Origin of the sequence: Methyloceanibacter methanicus, from assembly GCF_001723285.1 — a bacterium.
Lineage (GTDB): Bacteria > Pseudomonadota > Alphaproteobacteria > Rhizobiales > Methyloligellaceae > Methyloceanibacter > Methyloceanibacter methanicus.
This window is the reverse complement of record NZ_LPWG01000011.1, coordinates 79,609-104,494: the sequence shown is the minus strand read 5'-3', so window position 1 is coordinate 104,494 and position 24,886 is coordinate 79,609. Positions and strand designations below refer to the sequence as shown.

At 64.5% G+C, this 24,886-nt stretch carries 16 protein-coding genes, 1 tRNA gene and 2 pseudogenes; 12 read left to right on the top strand and 7 right to left on the bottom strand.

Features of this window, described 5'->3' with window-relative positions:
* The first annotated feature begins 1 nt into the window (after nucleotide 1).
* From AUC68_RS07985 to AUC68_RS15825, 4 genes are all read left to right on the top strand, one after another.
* Nucleotides 2-1,192, top strand: coding sequence for an SGNH/GDSL hydrolase family protein (locus AUC68_RS07985; protein ID WP_069437154.1), 1,191 nt, complete (start codon nucleotides 2-4; stop codon nucleotides 1,190-1,192).
* Nucleotides 1,193-1,382: 190 nt separating this feature from the next.
* The gene (locus tag AUC68_RS07980) at nucleotides 1,383-3,206 is read left to right on the top strand and encodes a S1 family serine peptidase (protein WP_069437153.1); all 1,824 of its coding nucleotides are present in this window, start codon (nucleotides 1,383-1,385) and stop codon (nucleotides 3,204-3,206) included.
* A gap of 17 nt (nucleotides 3,207-3,223) precedes the next feature.
* The gene (locus AUC68_RS18170) at nucleotides 3,224-3,925 is read left to right on the top strand and encodes a S1 family peptidase (RefSeq protein ID WP_141701158.1); all 702 of its coding nucleotides are present in this window, start codon (nucleotides 3,224-3,226) and stop codon (nucleotides 3,923-3,925) included.
* The gene (locus tag AUC68_RS15825) at nucleotides 3,841-4,188 is read left to right on the top strand and encodes a serine protease (RefSeq protein ID WP_342027470.1); all 348 of its coding nucleotides are present in this window, start codon (nucleotides 3,841-3,843) and stop codon (nucleotides 4,186-4,188) included. Before AUC68_RS18170 ends, AUC68_RS15825 begins: the two co-directional genes overlap by 85 nt.
* Before the next feature lie 2 nt (nucleotides 4,189-4,190).
* Here AUC68_RS15825 and AUC68_RS07965 read toward each other — a convergent pair whose 3' ends face one another.
* Both AUC68_RS07965 and gltB read right to left on the bottom strand, forming a co-directional pair.
* Nucleotides 4,191-5,606, bottom strand: coding sequence for a glutamate synthase subunit beta (locus AUC68_RS07965; RefSeq protein WP_069437150.1), 1,416 nt, complete (start codon nucleotides 5,604-5,606; stop codon nucleotides 4,191-4,193).
* An 89-nt stretch (nucleotides 5,607-5,695) separates the two neighbouring features.
* The gene (gene gltB / locus AUC68_RS07960; protein WP_069437442.1) at nucleotides 5,696-10,405 is read right to left on the bottom strand and encodes a glutamate synthase large subunit; all 4,710 of its coding nucleotides are present in this window, start codon (nucleotides 10,403-10,405) and stop codon (nucleotides 5,696-5,698) included.
* 521 nt (nucleotides 10,406-10,926) lie between these two features.
* On the opposite strand from gltB, the gene AUC68_RS07955 reads away from it, so the two are divergent.
* The 3 genes and pseudogenes from AUC68_RS07955 (at nucleotide 10,927) to AUC68_RS07945 (ending at nucleotide 12,927) form a co-directional block, all read left to right on the top strand.
* Nucleotides 10,927-11,241 carry a BufA1 family periplasmic bufferin-type metallophore gene (locus tag AUC68_RS07955; protein WP_069437149.1) on the top strand — a complete coding sequence of 105 codons (315 nt, stop codon included), beginning with the start codon at nucleotides 10,927-10,929 and terminating at the stop codon, nucleotides 11,239-11,241.
* Nucleotides 11,241-12,083: pseudogene (gene bufB, locus AUC68_RS15820) on the top strand (MNIO family bufferin maturase); the annotation flags it as partial. The gene AUC68_RS07955 and the pseudogene bufB, both read left to right, overlap by 1 nt.
* Before the next feature lie 52 nt (nucleotides 12,084-12,135).
* Nucleotides 12,136-12,927: an HvfC/BufC N-terminal domain-containing protein gene (locus AUC68_RS07945; protein WP_069437147.1), complete on the top strand. Its 792-nt coding sequence runs from the start codon at nucleotides 12,136-12,138 to the stop codon at nucleotides 12,925-12,927.
* Between the two features lie 101 nt (nucleotides 12,928-13,028).
* On the opposite strand, the gene AUC68_RS07940 is transcribed toward AUC68_RS07945, so the two are convergent.
* The gene (locus tag AUC68_RS07940) at nucleotides 13,029-13,490 is read right to left on the bottom strand and encodes an Hsp20 family protein (protein WP_069437146.1); all 462 of its coding nucleotides are present in this window, start codon (nucleotides 13,488-13,490) and stop codon (nucleotides 13,029-13,031) included.
* 299 nt (nucleotides 13,491-13,789) lie between these two features.
* Between AUC68_RS07940 and AUC68_RS07935 the strand changes: the two genes are divergently transcribed.
* Complete coding sequence (locus tag AUC68_RS07935) at nucleotides 13,790-14,743, top strand: alpha/beta fold hydrolase (protein ID WP_069437145.1); 954 nt, start codon at nucleotides 13,790-13,792, stop codon at nucleotides 14,741-14,743.
* Between the two features lie 30 nt (nucleotides 14,744-14,773).
* Here AUC68_RS07935 and hisN read toward each other — a convergent pair whose 3' ends face one another.
* Nucleotides 14,774-15,565, bottom strand: coding sequence for a histidinol-phosphatase (gene hisN, locus AUC68_RS07930; protein ID WP_193407079.1), 792 nt, complete (start codon nucleotides 15,563-15,565; stop codon nucleotides 14,774-14,776).
* Nucleotides 15,566-15,879: 314 nt separating this feature from the next.
* A complete protein-coding gene (locus tag AUC68_RS07925) occupies nucleotides 15,880-16,779 on the bottom strand; it encodes an N-formylglutamate amidohydrolase (protein WP_069437144.1) in 900 nt (299 codons plus the stop codon).
* Nucleotides 16,780-17,039: 260 nt separating this feature from the next.
* Here AUC68_RS07925 and cpdR point away from each other — a divergent pair, with 260 nt between their 5' ends.
* Together cpdR and AUC68_RS07915 are read left to right on the top strand one after the other, a co-directional pair.
* Nucleotides 17,040-17,429: a cell cycle two-component system response regulator CpdR gene (gene cpdR, locus AUC68_RS07920; protein ID WP_069437143.1), complete on the top strand. Its 390-nt coding sequence runs from the start codon at nucleotides 17,040-17,042 to the stop codon at nucleotides 17,427-17,429.
* 89 nt (nucleotides 17,430-17,518) lie between these two features.
* Nucleotides 17,519-17,593, top strand: a tRNA-Val gene (locus tag AUC68_RS07915).
* A gap of 74 nt (nucleotides 17,594-17,667) precedes the next feature.
* On the opposite strand, the pseudogene AUC68_RS18360 reads toward AUC68_RS07915, so the two are convergent.
* Nucleotides 17,668-17,958, bottom strand: a pseudogene (locus AUC68_RS18360) (peptidylprolyl isomerase); the annotation flags it as partial.
* A gap of 2,042 nt (nucleotides 17,959-20,000) precedes the next feature.
* Nucleotides 20,001-21,005: a tetratricopeptide repeat protein gene (locus tag AUC68_RS07905; protein WP_158008270.1), complete on the bottom strand. Its 1,005-nt coding sequence runs from the start codon at nucleotides 21,003-21,005 to the stop codon at nucleotides 20,001-20,003.
* A 503-nt stretch (nucleotides 21,006-21,508) separates the two neighbouring features.
* Between AUC68_RS07905 and AUC68_RS07900 the strand changes: the two genes are divergently transcribed.
* Complete coding sequence (locus AUC68_RS07900; protein ID WP_083240543.1) at nucleotides 21,509-22,906, top strand: FAD-dependent oxidoreductase; 1,398 nt, start codon at nucleotides 21,509-21,511, stop codon at nucleotides 22,904-22,906.
* Between the two features lie 8 nt (nucleotides 22,907-22,914).
* Nucleotides 22,915-24,882, top strand: coding sequence for a terpene cyclase/mutase family protein (locus AUC68_RS07895; RefSeq protein WP_069437440.1), 1,968 nt, complete (start codon nucleotides 22,915-22,917; stop codon nucleotides 24,880-24,882).
* The last annotated feature ends 4 nt before the right edge of the window (nucleotides 24,883-24,886 follow it).

The window sequence follows — 24,886 nt, the reverse complement described above, 5'->3', positions numbered from 1 at the left end:
GATGCCTCGTTTCATTGGCTTGATCATCCTGACGCTTGCGGCACTGCTCGTGCCCCTGGCGCCAGACGCCGTGGCGGCGCAAGACGCGCTCGCCCATCGCAGTTACATCACGCCGTTCCCCAATGGAGACCGCTACCGTATCGTGGTGCTTGGCGACGGGCTGGGGGAGGAGCTCTGGAACGGGCTGTATCGGACCTTCGAGGACGACCCGACCGTAGACGTCCTGCAGCAGTCCAAGAAGTGGACCGGGTTCACCGATCCGAAGCGCTACGACTGGAACAGCCAGATCGACAAAATCATGAGCGACGGCAACTACCATGCCGCGGTCGTCCTATTCGGTCTCGGTGAGAACAAGCCGATCAGCAAAGACGGCAAGGTGCTCAAGGTCGGGACCGAGGAATGGCGCGAGGCCTATGGCGGGCGCGTCGAGACGTTCATTGCGAAATTGCGGGGGGCCGGGCTCGGCGTCTACTGGGTCGGCCTGCCCGTCATGCGGTCGGAGGGACAGCGGAACGCGGCGGAGCGCCTCAATGACGTGTTTCGCGAGAAGGCGTTCGTCAACGGCGCCAAATTCGTCGACACCTGGTCCGAGTTCGCCGACGAGAACGGCCAGTACACCCTGGTGGGCACGGACGAGCAGGGACGGACCCAACGCATGCGCGACGGCGACGGCTTTACCGGGTACGGCAATCTCAAACTGGCCAAGCTCGTCAACAAGGAGCTTCGCCAGGACATCGAACTTGCCAAGAAGGAACGCGATATTCCGCTTGCCGGCGATCCCGAAGAACAGGCGAAGGTTGCCAGCGGGCTGACATCCGCGCCGGACCCCGTTGCCGGACGTGCGGCCCCGGGAGGCGGAGCGGCCGATGGCGGCGAGGAGGATGCCTTAAGAGAGGATCAGGTTGGCGATGTCAGTGTCTTCCGGCCAAACCGGGACGCGGCCGCGCCTGTTGCCGACCCGTCGGCGGATGCAGCCGGCGGAGGGGCGCGCGACCCGCAGGTGATCACGGCGGACTTGCCCGGGGGCTATACCGCGATCTCGTCGATCTCCGCCGTTTCCGACGTCACGTTGTCCTCGTCGCGACCGCAATTGCCGCTGGCCCAAAGGCCCTATTACCGGGTTCTCGTGCGCGGCGAGCAGTTGGAGCCGAAGTCCGGACGCGCCGACGATTTCGCCTGGCCACCGAGCTAGGCCCGGCACTGCCGCGGGAACGATTCCATCAGGACTTTTGTCGATTGCGTGGGCGGCTTGCCGGCCATTGCGGTTCGTCTCGAGCGCGAGCGACCGGCCGCGCGCACATCGCGCGGATGCGAACGACGTTGCTCGTATTACGATAACATTATAGCATTATCTCCCAAAGGTTGTGCCAAGGGTCTTAGCGATGATGCGTATCGTTGCTTGCACGATCGCGCTTGTGTCCGTTCTCGACGTGACGATGGCCTGCGCAGGTGTCGTGCTGCCGCTCAGCGACGAACAGGAGCAGAGGCTCTATGCGCAACTGGAGGCTCCCGACGGTGTCTATGCGTTTGCCACGGCACTGACGTTAGGGCGCGCTTCCGCCGGGCCGGCGGACACGTTCGTTTGCAATGCAACGCTGATTGCGCCTCGCTGGGCCATTACGCTTGCCCACTGTCTTGCAAGCAGCGACGGACGGCTGCCGCAGGATGATCTCCGCCTCCTGATCGGAAGCACGAATCTGGAGGAAGGCACGGCCGTACGTGTAACGCGAACGGTCCTGCAGGGTACTGACGACAAGGGCAACACCAGCCGGCGATCCAGTAACGATTCCCGGCTCGCCCTTCTCGAACTGGAACGGGATGTCGCGCCCAAACCGATCAAGGTCGCGCACTATTCTTATCGTCCGAGATCGAGCGATAGGCGCGAGATTGGGAACTCGATCGTCGCGGGTTGGGGACATATCGCCGAGTCCCGGATTGCGTCGGCCAGCCTCAATCGGCAGCGAAGTCTGACGGTTCGGTTGGTTCCCCGGGAGACCTGCAACCAGGACACGATGTACGCGGGCAGAGTCCGCGACGACGAGTTCTGTGCGCAGTCCGCGTTCGAGGGCGTCGATGCCTGTACCGGCTTCTCGGGCGCGCCTTGGTGGTGCCGGCACAAAGCGGCGACTTCAATCTTCTCGGGTTGGTCAGCGTGGGGAGGGTGCGCGCGAAAAGATCGGCCTACGGTCTATATCGACGTGACCCGATATCTGGGTTGGATCGAGAAGACGATCGGCCAATCCGTCGCTGGGGCTTCGCGCCCATGGCGGTCAATGGGAGAAACGGCGTCCGTGGCCCACCAGGACGGGGCGGTCCGGCAAGCCCGGCGGCCGCGGCATGTCGGAACAAGCGATTTGCCTGGCCTGGATGTCGTATACCTTCCGGCCGCCTTGGCGCCGCCGTCCGTCCAGGATCGCGTTGTCGCGCCGGGGTCCGGTTACCTTCTTGCCGCACGCGGGCAGTACCGGTACCTCGTGTCCATCGGCCATTCCAACCAGCCGCCGGACCAAGGGCATCTTTGCGGCGGCGTCATGGTCCAGAGCAGGTGGGACGATGTCGACGGCATCAGAGTGCCCAAGGGCTGGGTTCTGACCGCCGCGCATTGCGTCGCGCAGTTCAAGTCGGACCCGAGCCGGATCAAGCTGCGGCTGGCACTGGACAACGACGTCCTTTCCGAACCCGGTGGTCCTCGATTGGCCGCGACGAAGATCGTCGTCCACGAGCGCTTCCATACCCCGCCCTTCAACAACCACAAGAACGACATCGCTCTGATCGAGTTCAGGTTCCTGCGGACGACGCCCGTGAATCTGAGATTGCCGCCCCTCGTTCCTAAGGATGTGGAGAGCGAACTGCTGGACAAGATCAGGAGCGGGTATGTGGTCGGATACGGGATGGATTCGTTGTCTCCCTATGGCCGGCTGAGCGTCTATCTGAATCAGGTCAGGGTGAACCTGATTACGAAGGAGCAATGCGCCTCGCACCCCGATTTCGGATCGCTTGTCGGGGACAACGAACTTTGTGCCGGCAACGAGGCCGGCGATTCCTGCGCGGGGGACAGCGGCGGCCCGCTGCTGATCTGGGACGATGCCCAAGGATACATGGTGATCGGGCTGGTCAGTTGGGGGAAGGGCTGCGGCTCGAACCTGCCCGGCGTCTATGTCCGCGTATCGGCCTACAAGGACTGGATCGAAGCCAAGATGAGGTGACGGAGGAGGTCGGAATCATGACGCGAGATGTGCGAGGGCCTAATCCGGCCGTAACGGGCTTCGTGAGCGTTTGCCTGTTGAGTTGCGCGGTGACACTCGGGGCGCCAGCCCGGGCTCAGGACGATCTCCCCGCGCTGGGGCCGGCCCCGATGGATCAGCAGTCGCCGCGGGGACGCTCGGCCCAAGGGCCGACGACGTCGCCGTTTCTCGATGCCGCAAGCTTCGTCGACAAGGGACGCCGGACCTTCAGCGTGAACGGGCGCATCGTCGGCGGGGAGCCGGCTCCCGTCGCCGCATACCCTTGGATCGTGTCTCTCGGGGTGGCCGGGCAACCATTCTCCCTCGGCCATTTCTGCGGGGGGACGCTCATTTCCGATCGTTGGGTGGTTACGGCGGCCCATTGTCTTGAGGACGTCGCCACGCCGCAACAGCTCCAGATCAAATATGGAACGAACGTTCTGAGTGACGCTGGAACCGTTCGGAACGTCGCCTTGTTCATGGTCCACCCCGACTGGAATGCCGTCACCTTCGAGAACGACCTGGCGCTCATCAAACTGGCGGAACCGGCGCAGGACAGTATCCCGATCAAGCTGCTGGGGGCGCCGGTTCGGCAACGGATTCATTCTACGACGGCGTGCTCGCCGTGGTGGCGGGCTGGGGGCTCACGAAGGAGGGGAGTGCCGTCTCGAACGACTTGCGGCATGTCGGCGTGCGCGTGATCTCGAACGACACCTGCAACCGTTCTCCGCTTTATCCCGGACAGATCATGCCCAGTATGTTTTGCGCGGGCTTCGTCGAAGGCGGGAACGATTCCTGTCAAGGCGACAGCGGCGGTCCGCTGATGGTTCCCGACCGGAAAGGCAGCTATCTCTTGGCGGGCGTCGTCTCTTGGGGATATGGCTGCGCACGAAAGAACAAGCCCGGCGTCTACGGGCGCCTTGCGGAAAAACTCGACTGGATCAGGAGCCAGACGGAAGAATAGAGCTAGCGCGGCAGCAGGGTCGAACCCATCAGGAACTTGTCGATCGCGTGGGCTGCTTGCCGGCCCTCGCGAATGGCCCAGACCACGAGCGACTGGCCGCGACGCATGTCGCCCGCGGCGAACACCTTCTTCCGTGAGGTCTGGTAATCGATTTCGTTGGCCTTGACGTTGCCGCGCTGGTCGAGATCGAGTTTCAGGTCCGAGATCATGCCGTCCTGGACCGGGTGCAAGAAGCCCATGGCCAGAAACACGAGATCCGCCGGGATCGTGAATTCGGAGCCCTCGATCGGCTTCATCTGCTCGTCGAGGCGCACGCATTCCAGCTTCTCGACCTTGCCTTCGCCAAGGAACCGGTTCGTCGCCACGCTGAAGTCGCGGGCCGCGCCTTCCGCCTGGCTCGAAGAGGTGCGGAACTTGAGCGGCCAATGCGGCCAGGTGAGCGCCTTGTTTTCGTGCGCGGGCGGCTCCGGCATGATTTCGAGTTGCGTCACGGCGGTCGCGCCCTGACGGAACGAGGTGCCGATGCAGTCGGAGCCTGTGTCACCACCGCCGATCACGACAACGCGCTTGCCCTCTGCAAGGATGGGCTCCACATCGCCGAGCGGTTCGCCCGAAACGCGGCGGTTCTGCTGCGGCAGGAAGGTCATGGCGAAGTGAATGCCGTCGAGTTCGCGCCCGGGCACGGCGAGGTCGCGGGGCTGCTCCGACCCGCCGGCCAGCAGCACGGCGTCATGATTGCGCTCCAGGTCGCGCGTCTGCAGATCCTTGCCGACTTCCACATTGCAGTGGAAGGTGACCCCTTCGGCCTCCATCTGCGCGACGCGGCGCTCAATGACCGACTTCTCCATCTTGAAGTCCGGAATGCCATAGCGGAGCAGTCCGCCCGCATAAGCGTTCTTCTCGAAGACGTGGACGTCGTGGCCCGCGCGCGCGAGCTGCTGCGCGGCCGCGAGCCCCGCAGGCCCCGATCCCACGACGGCAACGCGCTTGCCGGTCTTCGTCTCGGGCGGTTGCGGCACGATCCAGCCCTTGTCGAAGGCACGGTCCGCGATGGCGCGCTCGATGGACTTGATGGTCACCGGCTGGTCGATGATGTTCAGCGTGCAGGCTGCCTCGCACGGCGCCGGGCAGACGCGCCCGGTCACTTCGGGGAAGTTGTTCGTCGAATGCAGGTTCAACGCCGCGTCCTGCCAATCGGCGTGGTAGACGAGGTCGTTCCAGTCCGGGATCTGATTGTTGATCGGACAGCCGGTATGACAATAGGGAATGCCGCAATCCATGCAGCGCGCGGCCTGCTTCGCGATCTCCGCATCGCTCGGTACGATGACGAACTCCTTGAAGTGGCGCACGCGATCGGCGGCCGGCTCGTAGCCTGGCTCTTCGCGTTCGATCTCCAGAAATCCTGTAACTTTGCCCATTCGATTAGGATCTCCGCCCTAACTCATCTCAACCCCGCCAGCGCCTCGGCCCTTACCGAAGCCCGGCCCTCAAATCTCAGCCGTGCAGCTTATTTGCCGGTCCCGCGCAGGCCGATTTCGATGTCATCGAGCCCGGACGGATCGGCGGCCTGCTGCCGCGCCATCTCCTGCAGTGCGCGGCGATATTCCACCGGCATCACCTTGACGAATTTCGGCAGATAGGTCGACCAGTTGTCCAGGACCTCCCGCGCGCGCGTCGAGCCGGTATAGTGCAAATGGTTCTCGATGAGCTTCCGCAGGCGCACGGCGTCGTGACGCGTCATGTCTGTGAGATCGACGAGACCATGGGTCTCCAGGTCGCCGCCTTGATGCTGATCCTTCTCCATGGCTTCGTCCTCGCTCGGGATCGGCTCGAGCTCGACCATGGCCATGTTGCAGCGCTGTTCGAAATCGCCCGCCTCGTCGAGCACATAGGCGATGCCGCCGGACATGCCGGCCGCGAAGTTCCGGCCCGTGGGGCCGATGACCACGACCACGCCGCCGGTCATGTATTCGCAGCCGTGATCGCCCGTGCCTTCGACCACGGCCGACGCGCCGGAATTGCGGACGCCGAAACGCTCGCCGCCGACGCCGCGGAAATAGCACTCGCCGGAAATGGCGCCGTACATAACCGTGTTGCCGACAATGATCGACTTCTCGGGAACGATGCCCGATTCCTCCGGCGGACGGACGATGATGCGTCCCCCGGAAAGCCCTTTGCCCACGTAGTCGTTGCCTTCGCCGACAAGATCGAGCGTCACGCCGTGCGCGAGCCAAGCCCCGAAGCTTTGTCCGGCCGAGCCGTTGAAGCGGATCCAGATCGTGTCGTCCAAGAGGCCGGCATGGCCATAGCGCTTGGCGATCGTCCCTGAGAGCATCGCGCCCGTCGACCGGTCCACATTCTTGATGGGGAGGTCGAGTTTGACGGGCGTCTTCTCCTCGATTGCGGGACGGCAGAGTTCGATCAGCCTGTTGTCCAGCACGGTCTCCAGACCATGGTCCTGGCGCTCGGTATTGCTGATGGGATGATCCATCGCGTTTTCGGGCTTGTGGAACAGCTTGGTGAAATCGAGCCCGCGCGCCTTCCAATGGTCGATCGCGCTTTCCTTGTCCAACACCTCGGTCCGGCCGATCATGTCCTTGAACGAGCGGAACCCCAGCGCGGCCATGTATTCGCGCACCTCTTCGGCAACGAAGAAGAAGAAGTTGATGACGTGCTCGGGCGTGCCGGTGAAGCGTGCCCGCAACACCGGGTCCTGGGTCGCGATCCCGACCGGACAGGTGTTCAGATGGCACTTGCGCATCATGATGCAGCCGGCCGCGATCAGCGGTGCAGTCGAGAAACCGAATTCGTCGGCGCCCAAGAGCGCCCCCACGATCACGTCGCGTCCGGTACGGAGGCCCCCGTCCACCTGGACCGCGATACGGCCCCGGAGACGGTTCAAAACCAGCGTCTGCTGGGTCTCGGCAAGGCCGATCTCCCACGGAGACCCGGCATGCTTGATCGAGGTGAGGGGCGATGCGCCGGTTCCGCCTTCGAAGCCCGAAATCGTGACATGGTCGGCCATGGCCTTCGCGACGCCTGTGGCCACCGTCCCGACGCCGACTTCCGAAACCAGCTTCACGGACACATCGCTTGCCGGGTTGACGTTCTTGAGGTCGTAGATGAGCTGCTTCAGGTCTTCGATCGAATAGATGTCGTGGTGTGGCGGCGGCGAAATGAGACCGACGCCGGGCGTGGAGTGGCGGACCTTGGCGATGGTCGCGTCCACCTTGTGGCCGGGCAGTTGGCCGCCTTCGCCGGGCTTTGCCCCTTGCGCCATCTTGATCTGGATCATGTCGGCGTTGCACAGGTACTCGGTGGTCACGCCGAAGCGGCCCGAGGCCACTTGCTTGATCGCCGAGCGCATGGAATCGCCATTAGGCAGCGGCGTGAAGCGATCCACTTCCTCGCCGCCTTCGCCCGTGTTGGACCTGCCGCCGATCCGGTTCATGGCGATCGCGAGCGTCGTATGCGCTTCGCGGCTGATCGAGCCGAACGACATGGCGCCCGTGGCGAAGCGCTTCACGATCTCGGTGGCGGGTTCGACCTCGTCGAGCGGGATCGCCTTCTGCCCGATCTCTTCGGCGTCCTTGATCCGGAACATGCCGCGCAAGGTGAGAAGCTCTTTATCCTGCTGGTTCACCGTGTCGGCATAGGCACGGTACTTCTCCGGAAGGCCGCCGCGCACCGCATGCTGCAGATCGGCCACGACCTGAGGCCGCCAGGAATGGGCCTCGCCGCGAACCCGGTAGGCATATTCTCCGCCCACTTCGAGCGCGTTCTTCAACACCGGCGCATCGCCGAAAGCCGCCTTGTGGCGCTGCACGGTCTCCTTCGCGATTTCCGCGAGGCCGACGCCTTCGATCTGGCTGTTGGTGCCGGTGAAATATTTGGCCACGAAGTCGGACCGGAGCCCGACCGCGTCGAAGATCTGGGCGCCGCAATAGGACTGGTAGGTCGAGATGCCCATCTTGGACATGACCTTCAACATGCCCTTGTCGACCGCCTTGATGTAGCGGGCGATCGCCTCGTCGAGGGTCACATCCTCGTCGAGATCCGGCAGCAGCGTTTCGAGGGTCTCGAACGCCAGATACGGGTTGATCGCCTCGGCGCCGTAGCCCGCCAGGGTGCAGAACTGGTTCACCTCGAAGGCTTCGCCCGTCTCGACGACCAGGCCCACGGACGTGCGCAAGCCGCAGCGGATCAGGTGATGATGCACCGCGCTCGTGGCCAGCAGCGAGGGCAGCGGAATGCGGTCGCTGTCGGTGGCGCGATCCGACAGGATGATGATGTTGTCGCCTTCCAGAACGGCGGCCTCCGCCTTCTGGCACAGTCTGTCGAGCGCGCCGGCCATGCCTTTCTCGCCGTCCTTGGCGGGATAGGTCATGTCGAGGGTCACGGTCAGGAACTGGTTGTCGGCGACTGCGCCAATGGCCCGAATGCGTTCGAGATATTCGTTCGTGAGAATGGGCTGCGCGGCTTCCAGGCGCTTCTCCTTCGAGGTGCCTTCGAGGCTGAGCAGGTTGGGGCGCGGACCGATGAACGTCACGAGCGACATGACGAGCTCTTCGCGGATCGGATCGATCGGCGGGTTGGTCACTTGCGCGAAGTTTTGCTTGAAATAGGTGTGCAGCAGCTTCGGGCGATCCGACAGGGCCGAAATCGGCGTGTCGGTCCCCATGGAGCCGATGGCCTCCTGGCCGGTCTGGGCCATGGGAAGCATCAGGAACTTCAGGCTCTCTTGCGAATAGCCGAAGGCCTGCTGGCGATCCAACAGGCTGACATTGGAGCGCGCGGCGGGCGCGGCGGCGCCCGGCAGTTCGTGAACGTGGATCTGAGTCCGGTCGAGCCACGCCTGGTAGGGATGCGAGTCGGTGAGCTCCGCCTTGATCTCCTCGTCGGAAACGATGCAGCCCTTCTCGAGGTCGATCAGCAGCATCTTGCCGGGCTGAAGCCGCCACTTCTCGACGATCTTGTCTTCCGGGAAGGGCAGGACGCCCGTCTCCGAAGCCATGACGACGAGATCGTCCTCGGTCACGAAATAGCGGGCGGGCCGCAGACCGTTCCGGTCCAGCGTGGCACCGATTTGCCGTCCGTCCGTGAAGGCCATGGCGGCCGGGCCGTCCCACGGCTCCATCAGGCAGGCGTGATACTCGTAGAAGGCGCGGCGCTTGGCGTCCATCAGCGGATTGCCGGACCACGCCTCGGGGATCAGCATCATCGCGGCATGGGCGAGGCTGTAGCCGCCCTGCACCAGAAACTCGAGTGCGTTGTCGAAGCAGGCCGTATCGGATTGCCCTTCATAGGAGATCGGCCACAGCTTCTCGATATCGTCGCCGAAGAGCGGCGTGGACACGCTCGCTTGCCGCGCCGCCATCCAGTTCACATTGCCCCGCAGCGTGTTGATCTCGCCGTTATGGGCGACCATGCGGAAGGGGTGCGATAGCTTCCAGGACGGGAACGTGTTCGTCGAAAATCTCTGGTGAACCAGTGCCAGCGCCGAAATGAATTTCGGATGGTGCAGGTCCTGGTAGTAGGCGCCAAGCTGATAGGCGAGGAACATGCCCTTGTAGACCACCGTGCGGCACGACAAGGAGACGATGTAGAAGCCGATGTCGTGGCCGCCGGTCTCGCCGTTGATCGTGTTCGAGATGACCTTGCGCAGCAGATAGAGCCGGGCGTCGAACTCCGACTCGTCGGTGATGCCGGGGCCGCGTCCGATGAAGACCTGCCGGTGAACCGGCTCGGTCTCGATGACCTCCGGCGACAGGGTCGCGTTGTCCGTCGGGACGGTGCGCCAGCCGAGCAGGGTCAAACCTTCCGATTCGACCACGCGCTCGATCGCGGATTCGCAATAGATGCGCTGGGCCTGGTTGGACGGCATGAAGATCTGGCCGACCGCATACTCACCGGGCTCGGGCAGGGTGATGCCGAGCGGCGCGCCAACCTCCTCGAAGAACGCGTGCGGGATCTGAATCAGCATGCCGGCGCCGTCGCCGTCGCGCGGGTCGGCGCCCGCGGCGCCGCGATGGGTCAGGTTCACCAGAATCTCGAGGCCGTGCTCGACGATCGTGTGGCTCTTGTTGCCTTTCAGGTCCGCGACGAACCCGACGCCGCACGCATCGTGTTCGTTGGCCGGGTCGTAGAGTCCTTGGGCGCGCGGCAGGCCGTTCGGGGCCGCGTTGAAAGGTCCAGGAATGAGCGCACGGGGTGCCATCTTCTGCATGAAATCTCGGCCTCGCCCTTCAGGGGCGAGCATTTGGTGTTGGGCCAACAGCCGTCTACCTCACCAATGTGACCGTACAGGCAGTAGTGAAGATCGGGCCCTGAGCATCGATCAGGAGGCCGCTAGCGCCTCCGCGCTAGCGAAAACGGCGATTCGAGGCAGCTGTACGCCCCGTGTGAGGCGGTGTGAAAAGCTACGCGCCGCAGACTCTAGTACAAAGGTCAGCAAGCCTGTCCTATTTGGTCCCAAAATGCCAGATTTCCGATGCGCACACAAGCGCAAGATTCAGGATGCGCCAGGGCCGGGATCTGCCAAACGGCTCGATGATTGCAGGGCCTGGAGCGGGCCCTGAAACGACCACCGGATCACACCATGCTGGCGGAGGCGTGATTTGACCGGAGCGGAAATTCGCGGCCCACTTGCGGCGCATCTGAGGCGGCCGGCGGTGAGATGCCGTTTTTCGCCGACCGTCACCTCCCGAGACGAACCGAAATCGATAGAAGGACCAGACTATGACGACCAATCCCAAGACGTTTTCCGGCGTGGCCGTTGCCAGCGCCTTTGCCGCCGCGCTCGGCCTCGCCGCATCCGCCGGCCCCGCTGCCGCCGAGGAGGAGCAGGAGAAATGCTTTGGCGTGGCCAAGGCCGGCGAGAACGATTGCGCCGCCGGCGCGGGCACGACCTGTGCGGGCACATCGAAGATCGACTACCAGGGCAATGCCTGGAAGCTTGTGCCGAAGGGCAAGTGCACCACGATGGAGCTGCCGGACGGCCGCACCGGCAGCCTCGAGGCGGTCGATCGCGATCTTCCTCCGACCCAAGGCTAATGGCCGACGCCCCAGCATTCGGGACGGGCCCGATTCCGCCGAGGGGCGGAGTCGGGCTTAAGCCTGAGCATTATCGCGACATTCTCGATGGCGCGCCGGATATCGGCTGGTTCGAGATCCACGCCGAGAACTATATGGGGGCCGGCGGGCCTCCCCATGCCTATCTGACGGCCATCCGCGAGCGGTATCCGCTCTCGCTGCATGGCGTCGGGCTGTCCATCGGCGGCGCCGGGCCGCTCGATGCCGGCCATCTTGCCCGTCTGCGCGCGCTCGCCGACCGCTACGAACCGGCCCTGTTCTCCGAGCACCTGGCCTGGTCGAGCCACGATACCGTCTATCTCAACGACCTCCTGCCGCTCCCCTATACCGAGGAGACACTGGCCCGCGTCTGCGAACACATCGGTGAAGTGCAGGATGCGATGGGCCGGCAAATGCTTCTCGAAAACCCGTCGACCTATGTGGCCTATGCCGAAACGACGATGCGCGAGGTCGAGTTCTTGCGCGAGGCCGTGCGGCGGACGGGCTGCGGCCTGTTGCTCGACGTGAACAACGTGTTCGTTCAGGCCGTCAATCACGGCTTCGGTGCGGATGCCTATCTCGAAGCGTTCCCCATGGAGCATGTCGGCGAGATTCACCTGGGCGGCCATGCGGAGGACGCGGACGAAGATGGCGCGCTCCTGCTCATCGACGATCATGGACGCGAAGTCGCCGCCCCCGTTTGGACGCTCTATGAACGGGCGCTTGCGCGCGGAGGGCCCGTGCCGACCTTGATCGAATGGGACAACGACGTCCCGGCCTGGCCTGCACTGTTCGCGGAGGCGCAACGGGCCGATCGCGCGCTCGCAGCACGCACCCGCGATGGCGCCCCGTTGTGCCGGAGCGGGTGGCCCCGTCATGAGGACGGCAGCGACCCGGCACCAAGGGGATTTGGAGCACCAAACCGCTTTTGCCCGCGCCGTGCTCGACGCGGAGGCGGACGTGCCTGTTTTTCTGACCGGCCGCACTGGCCGGAGCGCCGGCCGGCGCTTCGCCGTCTATCGCAACAATGTCTATGCGGGGCTCATCGATGTGCTCGCGGGCCGTTTCCCGGCGACCGCCAAGCTCGTGGGCGAGGCGTTCTTCCGGGCCATGGCGCGGGAGTACGTGGCGGCGTCTCCGCCACGCTCGGCGGTCCTGCTGCACTACGGGGCGGACTTCGCCGATTATGTCGGGGCCTTTCCGCCCGCGTCCGCCGTGCCTTATCTCGCCGACGTGGCGCGGCTCGAATGGGCTTGGCACAGCGCCTATCACGCGGCCGATGCCGCGCCGCTGTCCCAGGAGGCGCTGGCGGCGCTCGGTGCAAGCGCCGAGGCCATGACCTTCGCGCTCCATCCCTCGCTCGCTCTCGTCCGGTCGTCCTACCCGGTCATCACCATCTGGGAACTGGCCTTGCGCGATGGCGAAGACGAACCGGCGCGACTTCCCGCCGACCGCGAGGACGCGCTGGTGCTCCGTCCCGCGCTTCAGGTGGCCGTTCACCGCTTGCCGCCTGGCGGCGCGGCGTTCGTTCAAGCGCTTTCGGGTGGGAACCCGTTGCCGGCTGCGGCCGCGGCGGCATTGGACGACGACGCGGACTTCGACTTGGCGGCGAATCTCGCGGGGCTGATGCGGAGCGGCGCCATCGTCGCGATGCGCGAACCGGCTTAGGGAGCGACGTCACCTCAAGCACGACAAGAAGAAGGGCGCTCCGCGGATCGGGAACGCCCTTCGGTCGTCTCACATTTGGCCGGTGCCGGCCGATGGCGTGCTTAGGCCGCCTGGTTGTCGATCACCTTCGGCTCGTCGCTCTTGGTCGCGATCTCGATGGTGCGCGGCTTCATGGCTTCGGGCAGTTCGCGCGCGAGGTCGACATGGAGCAGGCCGTTCTCAAGGCTCGCGCCCCTCACGACCACATGGTCGGCAAGCTGGAAGCGCCGCTCGAAGCTGCGCGCGGCGATGCCACGATGCAGGTAGGTCGAGTTCTCCTGCTCAACGCGCTTCTCGCCGCGAATGGACAAGGTGTGCTCCTTCACCTCGATCTCGAGATCGCTGTCGCTGAAGCCGGCGACGGCCATGCTGATGCGGTAGTCGTTCTCGCTCACCCGCTCGATGTTGTAGGGCGGGTAGGCCGGCACGTCGCCGTCGTAGGTGTTCAGCGTATCGAGCAGCGAACCGATCCGGTCGAAACCGACGGTGGAGCGATAAAGGGGGGTCAAATCGAAATGCCTCATGTCACATCCTCCTGATGAAGCGATATGGTTGTGGGCCCGCTCCTTGGACGGAGCCGGGCAGTGATGCGCAAAGCCGAATGGCCTTCGCGCAATCCCCATATAGGATTGGTCTTGGACTGCTTCAAGAGGGGTAGAGAGCTGAACATAAAGGGAAATCTTAGACGGCGTCGATCATGGCCGAAAGGCGGTCGCGGTCGTGCGCGACCAAGGTCTGTTGTCGCCGGTGCCTCGGCGGCTGTAAGAAGGAGCCGACGGACCAATCGTCCCGCTCGGCGGGATTTCGAGGCCTTTCAATCACGATGACTCTCGTTGCCACACCAAAGAATCCTGTCCCGCTTGGCGCCAGCGCGGGCTATCTCGATGTGCGCAAGGGCATCAAGGTCCGCTATGCGAGCTGGCAATCCGCCTTGCGCGAGCGGCGCGGCACGGTCTGTATCTTCCCGGGCCGGAACGAGTTCATCGAGAAATATTTCGAGGTGGTCGGCGAGCTTCGCCGCCGGGGATTTGCCGTCGCCATTCTCGACTGGCGCGGGCAGGGCGGGTCGACACGGCTGGTCCGCGGGTCCTCGCGCGGGCATGTGCGCAGCTTCGTCGACTACGAGGAAGACATCCATCAGTTCATGAAGGGGGTCGTGCTCCCCGACTGTCCGATGCCTTATTACGCGCTGGCGCACTCGATGTCGGCGCCGATCCTCTACACGCCGCGACCAAGCGCGGCTGCTGGTTCAACCGGCTCACCACGGCGCCCATGGTCGAACTCACCAGCCTACCGCCTGCCCCAGACCGTTTGCGCCGGCCTTGCGACAGGGCTCTCGCTCATGGGGCTTGGCAAGCAGGCGGTCCCGGGCGATTCGTCCGCCTGGACCTGCGACGTGTTCGAGGGCAATCCCCTGACCTCGGACCGGGAGCGGTTTTACCGCAATGTGGAGGTGCTCGACGCGGCGCCGGGCCTTGCGGCCGGGCCGCCGACGATCGGCTGGTTGCATGCCGCATTCGATGCCATGGCGCGTCTTGAAAGCGAAAAATACGCGCCGAAGATCCGCGTGCCGTCGTTGCTGGTCGTGGCCGGTGACGACCGGATCGTGTCCAACAAGGCCATCGAAGCCCTGTCGTCGCGGCTGCGCGCCGGCACGCAGATCGTGCTGCGCGGCGCTCGTCACGAGATCCTGCAAGAACGGGATGCGATCCGCGAGCAATTCTGGGCCGCCTTCGACGCGTTTGCCCCGGGCGTCGCGATCAAGAGAACGGCTTAGCCGAAAAGGCCGCTCAAGCGGACAGGATCTTCAGGCTTGCGCGTGCAGAGCGGGGTCGCCTGCGGCCACGATGCGCCCGCCTCTGCTCGGATCGCCACCCTCCCAGGTCGTCACGATACCGCCCGCGCGCTCGACGATCGGCACCAGCGGCATGATGTCGAACGGTTTGAGGCCGGCCTCGACGACAAGATCGATCTGACCCATCGCAAGGAGGCAGTAATTGTAGCAATCGCCGCCGAACCGGCGCAGACGCACCGTCCGCGCCAACGCCTCGAAAGCGGGACAGTTCGTCCGCGCGAAGAGTTCCGGCGCGGTGCTCGCCAAGATGGCGCCGCCGAGCGCGGGACACGGTCGCACCCGGATCGTGCGCGTCTCCCCGCCCTGACCCAAGCCCCGGGCGAAGAAGCTCTCCGTTTCGCCGCTCCAGAACCGTTCGCCGGTGTAGGGCTGATTCATCATCCCCAGCAGCGGCGCCCCATGGGCCGAGAGCCCGATGAGCGTGCCCCACAGGGGCTGGCCCATGATGAAGGCGCGCGTGCCGTCGATGGGGTCGACAATCCAGCAGAAGTCGGCGTCCGGGCGCGCGTCCTCGAACTCCTCGCCGACAATGCCGTGTTCGGGAAAGGTCTCCGACAGGAGTGCACGGATGGCCGATTCCGCGTCCCGGTCGGCCACCGTCACGGGGTCGAACTGGGCGCCGCCTTTGTGGTCGACGGTCAGGTCCGTGCGAAAATGCGGCAATATGACCGCGCCAGCCCTATCGGCGAGCGCGTGCGCTGTCGCTATATAGCTCTGGAAATCGAGTTGAACGGTCTTGGTCACGGCCTTAAGGCTTGGCGGTCTTTACCATTGAGAGTCAAGGCCTCCGCGGCCCAGGCGTAAGTCTTACAGACAGGTTTGGGCGGATTGCGCCGGCCTGTCCACAGGGCTGCCGCCCTAGGGCGTGATCTTGCGGCACCACTGTTTCGGTTCTGTCGCAAATTTCCGTGCACACCTTGATCTTTGTGCGTTGCAATGACATATTGTTGCAATGCGGTATGGCTCTCCAGGCCATCCCGCTGCCCTCCTTGGGCGTTTCCTCCCTAGACTTGGGCCGTTCGTTCAATCGAACGGCCCTCTTTTTTTGGGCAGCGGATCTACTCGGCGGCGGCGCGCGGGACGATGATATCCGGAACGCCGGGCACGAGGCTGCGGATCATGGTTTCCAGCTTCTCCCGCATGTCGTCGAACCGAGCCGTCCGTTCGAACGTCGCCTCGTCCATGTAAAGCGCCCGGTTGATCTCGATTTGCAGGACATGCTGTGCCTTGTGCGGCCGGCCGTAGTGCTCGGTGATGTAGCCACCCGCATAGGGCTTGTTGAGCGCCACGCCAAAGCCCAATGCCTCCAACGACCGTGCCGCGATCCGGGTGAGTTCGCTGCTGCAGGACGTGCCGAAACGGTCGCCGAGCACGAAATCGGCGCGGGTCGAGCGCTTGTCCGCCCGCGGGCTCGAGGGCATGGAGTGGCAATCGATCAGCACGGCGAAGCCGAACTCCCGCTTGGCCTCGACCAGGAGCGCCGAAAGGGTCTCGTGATAGGGCACGTAGAGGCGATGGATTCGTTCCAGCGCGGCTTCGACCGCCAGCGGTTCCCGGTAGATCTCCTCGGATTCGGAGACGATCCGGGCAATCGTGCCAAGGCCCCCCACCACGCGGACCGACTGGGTGTTGGCGTAATGAGGCAGTCCGTCGCGGAACAGGATCGGGTCGAGCTCATAGGGCTCGCGGTTCACGTCGAGATAGGCGCGCGGGAAATGGGCGTGCAGCAGCGGGGCCCCGAGCGCGGCCGCGAAGCCGAAGAGTTCGTCCACATAGGCGTCCTCGGACCGGCGCAAGGTCAGCGGGTCGAGCTTCGAGGAGGCCAGGAACGAACTGGGATAGACACGGCCCGAATGGGGCGAGTTGAAAACGAGAGGAAGAGCGAGCTTCTCAGGGCGAACCACGGTGAAGGGCGGTGAAAGTTCCCGTTCGATCGCTTCGGCCTCTTTGCGGCTCATTCGCCAAACCTTGAATTTCTTGTGTTCCAGCGGCAGCGGCCGATCGTGCGGCCGCGCGCGGGTTAACTCTGCCAATGAGAGCTCACCCTGTCCAGGCGTGTTCCGGCTTGTGCCGGGGCCAAATAGCGGCAATGATTTGGCCGTTATCGCAGGGAGGCCGCTCCGAACCTTTCGAATTAAGGCAAGCGGTCGTTTACAAAATTCGTGTAGGCCCAAGGGACCGATGTCCTAAGGGGCGGGTTCGAAGGGGGACGAGGGCTATGGAGGCGAACGATCCGCGGGTGCGCAGCGTTCAACGTATTCTTCTTGCCGAAGACGATGACGATATGCGCCGGTTCCTGGTCAAGGCGCTGGAGAAGGCCGGGTACGACGTGGTGTCTTTCGGCAACGGCATGGAGGCCTACGAGCGGCTCCAGGAAGAGCCCTTCATGCTGCTCCTGACCGATATCGTCATGCCCGAGATGGACGGCATCGAACTGGCGCGGAAAGCCGCCGAACTCGATCCGGACCTGAAGATCATGTTCATCACGGGCTTTGCGGCCGTGGCCCTCAATCCGGACAACAACGCGCCCAAGGACGCCAAAATCCTGTCGAAGCCCTTCCACCTGCGCGATTTGGTCGACGAGGTGGAGCGGATGCTGGCGGCTTAGGCAAAAGCGCCGGAATCCGCGGCTTGCCATCTGGCGCCGCCACCCATATAGAAGGCGCCTTGCCTCGAAGGCACTTTGCCACAAAGACCGGGCGGCTAGCTCAGCGGTAGAGCACTACGTTGACATCGTAGGGGTCACTGGTTCGATCCCAGTGCCGCCCACCATTTCTCCTTTGAACCTATTTCCGATGCGCGTCGCTTCAGGGCGCGCCGGCGCCGCCTTGGCTACTGCGCCTTGGCTATTGCGCTTTGGCCGCGGACCCCGTGGCCTCTTCGACCACGATCACGTGCCAGCCGAATTGCGTCTTGACGGGTTCGGAGATTTCACCGGGCTTCAGCGCAAAGGCGGCGTCTTCGAAGGCCGGCACCATCTGACCGCGTTCGAAGTAACCGAGATCGCCGCCTTGCGGGGCGCTGGGGCCGATCGAGTTCTTCTTGGCCAGGTCGGCGAAGTCGGCCCCCGCCTTGAGCTTGGCGATGAGATCGCGGGCCTCCGCCTCGGTTTTCACCAGGATGTGCCGGGCGTGGATGCGGCCCCCTTGCGCCTTGGGCTTTACTCCGCTGGTCGAGGCGCTCTTCGCCTTCGCTTGTTTGGCGTTCGCCTGTTTGGACTCTTCGAATAGCCGGTCACCTTCCTTTTGGAAGGCTGAACCCGTTTCGGCCCAGGCCGCCGCGATGACGTCCTTGTCGGGTTCCTCCCCAAGACTGAAAAATGCCTTCTGCATGGGCGCGACCCAGATCTCGCAGGCAAGACCCGTCTGCGGTCCGTATTCCGCGATTGCGTCGACGGCCCGGATCGTGCGGTTCGGCGTGCCGAGCTTGGTCAAGAGCTGGGCCTCCCGCACCGCCGCCGAGATGGTGGCCATGGCTCCCGCCTGCGCACCCATTTCCTCGGTGACGGCTCGCCGCACCTTCTCCTGTTGCAAGTCGATAAAGACCAGCGCCTCAATAAGTTTCTCGGTCGCCGAGCCTTTGAATTCGGGAACGTCCAGAAGTCCGGCTGGTTTCTGTCCGCGGCTCTTTTGCGCATCGGCGACGAATTTGGACAGCGCCGTCCACGCCTTCGTCAGCTTGGAGTCTTTCTTCCCCACAAGGTCCAAGAGCGGCACCAGGCTCACGACCTGGCCCATGTTCCACGCCTGGCGCATGTCGGCGCCGCTCGAAGTCTTTCCAGTTTCGCCGTAGCGTTTGTTGAAGACCCCCGTGACCTCGCAGAGGAAGTCCTTGCTTGTCAGGGTCCGCTTCTTGAACTCGGCCTTAAAGTCGAGCGCCGCGAGCTTCTCGCGCGCATCGTCCGCGTCCTCGTCACGACCGGCCTCGATCAGCACAAGCAGGTGTTTCGCGTGCCACTTGCTGCCGTCCGGAAGTTTCGCGATCAGTGTCGCGTAGTCCTTCGCCGCTTCGTCGAGCCGTCCCTGAGTGTGGTACAACTCGGCGCGCTTGCTCACATAGTCCGTATACAGGTGAGATTTCGGGGGCATGACGCCGAGGCCAGTCGTCAGGCTCTTGATCGCGCTTTCGCGGTCGCCTGCGGACTCGTAAATCTCGGCGGCGAGTTTGTGGTAGTAGGCCTCGTTCGGTTCGAGCTCGATGGCCTTGTTGATGTCGGCGATGGCCTGGATGGTGGCGGCGACATCCTTCTTGTCCTTGTTGAACAAGGCGCGGCGGCGGTAGTACTCGCCTTTCGGATCGAGCTCGATGGCCTCGTTGATGTCCGCCAAGGCCTGGTCCGGATTCTTCAGCGTCTTGTGAAGGAAGTGCCGGCGGGCGAGGGCGTCCGCGCGCTCGGCTGGTGTCTTTGCATATTTGAGCTGGGCGTCGCGGTCGGCGAGAGCCAGCTCGGCGAAGGCCATTTGCTGCTCGGTGTCGCCCGTGATCCAATAGTCGTCGGCTTGGGACGTGCGGATGTCGGCCCGTGCCATATAGAACAAGGCATTCTCGGGCTGGCTCTCGATGGCGCGATCCAGGGCATCCGTCATCCACTCGAGGTCGTGCATCAGTCTTTGGCCCGCGAAGCTCCCGGCCCTCACAAGGAGCGTGATGTCGCGGGCTGCCGCGTCGTAATCGCCAAGACCGGCGCTCGCCTGGGCGCGGCCCTTGTAGTTTTCGAAAAGCTCGAAGTCGTTGACGGTGGCGCCGCAGGTTTCTTGCGTCCACTGAATTGCCTTTTCGTAGCCCGCGCGCGCCGCCTTGTAGTCCTTGTTTTTCAGAGCCTTCGCGGCACCGTGGGCGTTGTAGGAGCAATGATCGCCGCTCTGCGTGCGTGTGGATTCGTTTGTGCTGGTGATGCTCGCGCCGGAACTCGACTTGATGCTGTCGCCCTCGATCCAGAGCTTGGGTCCGCCTCCGCCGGATTCCTTGGGCGGCTGGCTTTCGGCATATCCAGAGGCCGTTGTGAGAATAAGGAGGGCGGTGGCGGGAAAAAGCGCCGCGGCGAAAATGGCCATTGCGATCAGTAGCGCATGTGCCTTGTTCGAAAACACGATCAGACGACGCATATTTGGTCTCCCGATTGCGGTCTTGCGCAGCCGGACCTGGGTGCGCCAGGCGCATGCGCTCGGCCAAACTGTTCCTAAGGTTCCGCGCCCAGCTTTCGCAGGGCCTTCTCGGCATTGGGGTAGCCTAACGCATCGGCCTTCTTGAAGTCGGCGATGGCATTGTCCTTGTCCTTCATCGCGCTATAGGCCGCGCCGCGATTGAAGTAGGCCTCCGCATAGTCCGGCTTCAGTTCGATGGTCTTGGTCAGGTCGGCAATCGACCGCATCCAGTCCCCATCGGCGACATTGTACGTGTACAGAAAGCCTCGGTTGTAATAGGCGTCGGCGAGTTCCGGGTCGAGTTCGATCGCCTTGGTGAAGTCGGCGATGGCAAGGTCGTGGTCTTCGCTGTCGCCCCGGTCCATATAGGCCCTGCCGCGCTTGTTGTAGGACGTGGCCGCTTCGGGCCGCAGCGCGATCGCCGTCGTGTAGTCGGCGATGGCGGCGTCGAAATCGTCGAGGCCGTCATAGGCGTTGGCGCGGCTGACATAGGCCTCCACATAGTCGGGCTTGAGCTTGATCGCGGTGCTAAAGTCCGCGGCGGCGCTGGCGTGGTCGCGCGCGCGTCCGTGCGAGATGCCGCGATTGAAATAGGCGGATACATAGTCCGGGTTCAGCTCGATCGCCTTCGTGTAGTCGGCGACGGCCGCCGCGTGATCGCCCATTGCGTCGTGGACATTGCCCCGGTTGTTGTAGGCCTTCACGTAGCTGGGATCGACTTCGATGGCTTCGTTGTGATCGGCAAGCGCCCGGTCGTAATCGCCCTTGTCGCGATAGGCGCTGCCCCGGTTGGTGAGGACCGCCGGATGGCGAAGATTGAGCCGCAACGCTTCGTCGTAGTCGGCAATCGCGCTGTCGAGTTCGCCCTTGATCTGGCGTTCGAGGCCACGATTGTAATGAGCGCGCGCCCGGCGATCCTCGGCTTCGCTCTCGTCGCCGATCACCGCCGTGCAGCCGGCGATGGCGGCATCGCCGGATTGGTCCGTGCACGCCTCCCAATCCCCCGGGGCGGCCGCCATTGCGGCGACGGCCTCGGACACGATCAATCCAAGGGCAAGCCCGGCAATAATCAGCAGACGGAGTCCGTCGCGGGGACGACCATGCCGATACATCTGTTTCGTCCGGATTGTTCGGCTGCGTGCATTTGGTTAGCTTACCACTCTAGCAGCGTATTGTCTCAATTTGGCGTCGGGTGGTGGCATGTCTTTCCGGAAACGTGCCCGGTCTTGGCCAGTCCTTTTGCTACTCTTCCTCGTGGGAATTCTACCGTTCGGGCGGCCGGCCGTCGCGGCGATCGCACGGCAGTACGAGCGGGTGCGCGAGTTCGCCGCAGCGAACGGTTTCGCGCGGCGCAGCGATCGCGGCGAAATACGGTCCAAGGGGGACGTTCCACTTGGTGCGCGGACACGCCCACTTTATTGCTCCTGGAGCCCGGTTGGGAGGGCCCGCGCGGGTCTGTCGCGACTGGATGGGGCGTGTCGCCGATAGCTAAGGCGGTGCAATCGGCCGCACCGGTCCACCCCTGGCTCTGCCCCATAGCGGGATGGCCAAGACCGGCGGAAACCGTTACGATTCAGCATGTTTCTCGACAGCCGGTGGAATCTCGGTGCGAACGGGTCATGACGTTGCAGTGATTGGTGCGGGACCGATCGGGTGTGCCGCCGCGATCGCCTTTGCGCGGCACGGCGCGACCGTCCTGCTGCTCGAGTCCAACCCCCGCGCGTCGGAGCGATTTGCGGGCGAGTGGATACATCCGTCCGGCGTCCAGAGCCTCGAGCGCCTGGGCTTGGGCGCCCTGGAGGCCATTACCGAGAACGGTCCGCGGCGGGGCTTCGTGGTGCATCCCGAAGACGGGTCCGAGCCCATCGTTCTGCCGTACCCCGACGGGATGACGGCCGCGAGTTTCGACCACGGCGAACTCGTCAGCGAGCTTCGCCGCAAGGCCGCCGCGCTTCCCGGCATCGATTATGTCACGCCGGCGCGGCTCACCAGGCTGTCGCCCGCGCCGGCCTATTTCGACAGCAACTCAGGGGCCGAGATTCAGATCAATGCGGCCCGGATCGTCGCCGCCGACGGCAGACGCTCCGGGACGCGCCGCCTGCTCGGTCTTGGCGACGGGTCCGTCGGCATCTCCATCATGGGCGGCATTGTCCTGAACGACGTGGACCTGCCGGCCGAAGGCTACGGCCACGTGATGAGCGGCGGGCCGGGCCCCATCATGGTGTACCGCATCGGTGCGAATAAGGTCCGGATGTGCCTCGACATCCCGCCATCCGCCGCGGGGCTCCGTCGCGACACCGCCGCGCTCCATGATGCGGTGGCGCCCGTGCTCCCTGCCGGGATGGCAAAGGCGTTTGCGGTCTCCTTAAAGGCCCGTAAGCCGGCCTGGATGGAGACGCGGTTCCAGACCCGGACCGAGTACGGGCGGGGCAACGTGGCCCTGGTGGGCGACGCGGTCGGGTGCACCCATCCGCTCACGGCCATCGGCATTTCGCTGGGGCTGATGGATGTGGAAGCGCTGCTCGACAGCGCCGATGTCGCCGACTACGCGCGCCACCGACGCACGGCCGCGCGCGTGCCGGAGATGCTGTCGAACGCGCTGTATCAGGTCTTTTCCGAGAACAGCTACGATACCGTCGCCATCCGGCGCTCCATGTACGATGCGTGGCGCACAAGCGCGGCCGAGCGCCGCCGGACCATGGGGCTGCTCGCCGCGACGGACCTCCGGGGGCGGAGCTTCGCGACGTCGTTTTTCCGAATCGGCTTCACGGCGGCGCGGCGAACCGTCGGGCGCGAAGCCAGGGCGGGGCATTGGCGCGGCGCGAGGCACGCGCTCTCCGCGTTCGCCTCTTGGAGCACGTGGCCCCTTGCCGGTCTCATTCCCGGTTACCGGAAGATCCCCGCACATCTTACGGCGCCGCGGGCCGGCCGGCCCGGGTGACCGGGCCCGTGCCGGAAGCACGGCAGGCGGCGCGGAACGGCCTGTCCGATGCCGTCGAACGGGCGCTGCGACATTTGCAGGACACGCAGTCCTCCGATGGCAGCTGGCACGGCGACTATGGCGGCCCGGTGTTCCTGCTGCCGACCCTGATCGCCGCGACTCACATTGTCGGCGCGCCCTTCGACCAAGAGACCGAGGCGGACTTCGTCCGCTATTTCCGGCACGAGCAGAATCCGGATGGCGGATGGCCGCTGCATAGCGGGGGTGAGAGCTACGTCTACACGACGGCTCTTTGTTACGTGGCGCAGCGGCTTCTCGGGATTCCGGCGGAGGACCCCGATCTGCGCCGCGGCCGGGCCTGGCTCCTGGATCGTGGCGGCGCGGCCAGCGTGCCGCCTTGGGGCAAGTTCCTGCTCGCGCTTCTCAATCTGTATGACTACGACGGCGTGATGCCCGTGCCGCCCGAGCTGTGGCTCTTGCCGAAAGCGCTGCCAGCCCATCCATCCCGCTTCTGGTGCCATAGCCGCATGGTCTACCTGCCCATGAGCTATCTCTACGGGATCAGGGCTCAGGCCCCGTTGACGCCGGCCTTGCGCGCGCTCCGCGACGAGATCTTTTGCGAGCCCTTCGAGGGGTTCGATTTCCGCGCGAGCCAGACGCGCTGCGCGGCGAGCGATGTCTATACGCCGCTCTCGCGCACCTATCGGGTCCTGAACGGCCTGCTGAACGGGTACGAGGCGGTGGCCGGCAAGAGCCTGCGGGATCGCGCCAACGCCTACGTTCTGGATCAAGTCCGCCAGGAAGACGAGAACACCAACTTCATCTGCATCGGCCCCATCAACAAGGTCCTCAACATGCTGTGCTGGCACTTCGCCGAGCACGGCGGGGAGCGTGTGGCTGCGCATCGCCGGCAACTGCCGGAGTATCTTTGGAAGGGGGACCACGGCACGCATATGCAGGGCTACAATTCCTCGCGGCTTTGGGACACGGCCTTCGCGGTGCAGGCCGTTTGCGCCACGGGCCGTATGGACCAGGCGCGGGCCATGCTCGAAGAGGCGCACGGCTATATCGAACGCAACCAGGTGCTCGAAGACACGCCGGACCGGGCGCGCTATTTCCGAGATGCATCCAAAGGCGGCTGGCCGTTTTCGAACCGCAAGCACGGCTGGCCGATTTCCGATTGCACGGCGGAGGGCCTGAAGAGCGCGATCGCCTTGCAGGCCCATGTCGCGCAGCCGATTTCCGCGGAACGGCTTCACGACGCGGCGGATCTGATTTTGGATTGGCAGAACGGCGACGGCGGTTGGCCGACCTATGAGAAGGCGCGAACGCCGAGCTGGATGGAAGCGCTCAATCCGTCTTTGGTCTTTGCCGATATCATGGTCGACCACTCCTACGTGGAGTGTACGTCGGCCTGCCTTCAGGCGCTCGTCGGCTACCGCGCACGCTATGGGGACACCGCGCGCGCGGCCCGCATCGAACAGGCGATCGAGCGGGGGCGTGCGTTCCTGCTGAAGCGGCAGCGGGCCGACGGGTCCTGGATCGGATCCTGGGGCATCTGCTTCACCTACGGCACCTGGTTCGCGGTTTCCGGTCTGCGCGCCGTCGGGCTCGCCGCCGACGCTACGCCGATCCGCCGTGCCGCCGCGTTTCTCATGTCACACCAGCTCCCCGACGGCGGCTGGGGCGAGACGATCGAGAGCTGCAAACAGGACTCTTATGTCAGTTGCCCGGACGGGCAGGTCGTCATGACGTCGTGGGCCGTGCTGAGCCTGCTTCAGAGCGACCAGGCCGACAGCGAGGCGGTCCGTGCGGGCGTGGCGTTCCTGCGCAGCCGGCAGCAACCCGACGGGGGGTGGCCCGACGAGACCATCGCGGGCGTGTTCAACCGCACCTGCGCCATCACCTACGACAATTACCGCAAAATTTTCGGGCTCTGGGCGCTGGCCGCGGCGGAGCCCTGTATGGAGCGCTAAGGCC

Excerpts from the sequence above, each read along its gene's own strand:
- AUC68_RS07955 (WP_069437149.1), top strand. The coding sequence starts at position 10,927 with ATGACGACCAATCCCAAGACGTTTTCCGGCGTGGCCGTTGCCAGCGCC.
- AUC68_RS07985 (WP_069437154.1), top strand. The coding sequence starts at position 2 with ATGCCTCGTTTCATTGGCTTGATCATCCTGACGCTTGCGGCACTGCTC.
- AUC68_RS07900 (WP_083240543.1), top strand. The coding sequence starts at position 21,509 with ATGGCCAAGACCGGCGGAAACCGTTACGATTCAGCATGTTTCTCGACA.
- AUC68_RS07925 (WP_069437144.1), bottom strand. The coding sequence starts at position 16,779 with ATGAGCCGCAAAGAGGCCGAAGCGATCGAACGGGAACTTTCACCGCCC.
- cpdR (WP_069437143.1), top strand. The coding sequence starts at position 17,040 with ATGGAGGCGAACGATCCGCGGGTGCGCAGCGTTCAACGTATTCTTCTT.
- AUC68_RS07980 (WP_069437153.1), top strand. The coding sequence starts at position 1,383 with ATGATGCGTATCGTTGCTTGCACGATCGCGCTTGTGTCCGTTCTCGAC.
- AUC68_RS07945 (WP_069437147.1), top strand. The coding sequence starts at position 12,136 with ATGAGGACGGCAGCGACCCGGCACCAAGGGGATTTGGAGCACCAAACC.
- gltB (WP_069437442.1), bottom strand. The coding sequence starts at position 10,405 with ATGGCACCCCGTGCGCTCATTCCTGGACCTTTCAACGCGGCCCCGAAC.
- AUC68_RS07965 (WP_069437150.1), bottom strand. The coding sequence starts at position 5,606 with ATGGGCAAAGTTACAGGATTTCTGGAGATCGAACGCGAAGAGCCAGGC.
- AUC68_RS07935 (WP_069437145.1), top strand. The coding sequence starts at position 13,790 with ATGACTCTCGTTGCCACACCAAAGAATCCTGTCCCGCTTGGCGCCAGC.
- AUC68_RS18170 (WP_141701158.1), top strand. The coding sequence starts at position 3,224 with ATGACGCGAGATGTGCGAGGGCCTAATCCGGCCGTAACGGGCTTCGTG.
- AUC68_RS07940 (WP_069437146.1), bottom strand. The coding sequence starts at position 13,490 with ATGAGGCATTTCGATTTGACCCCCCTTTATCGCTCCACCGTCGGTTTC.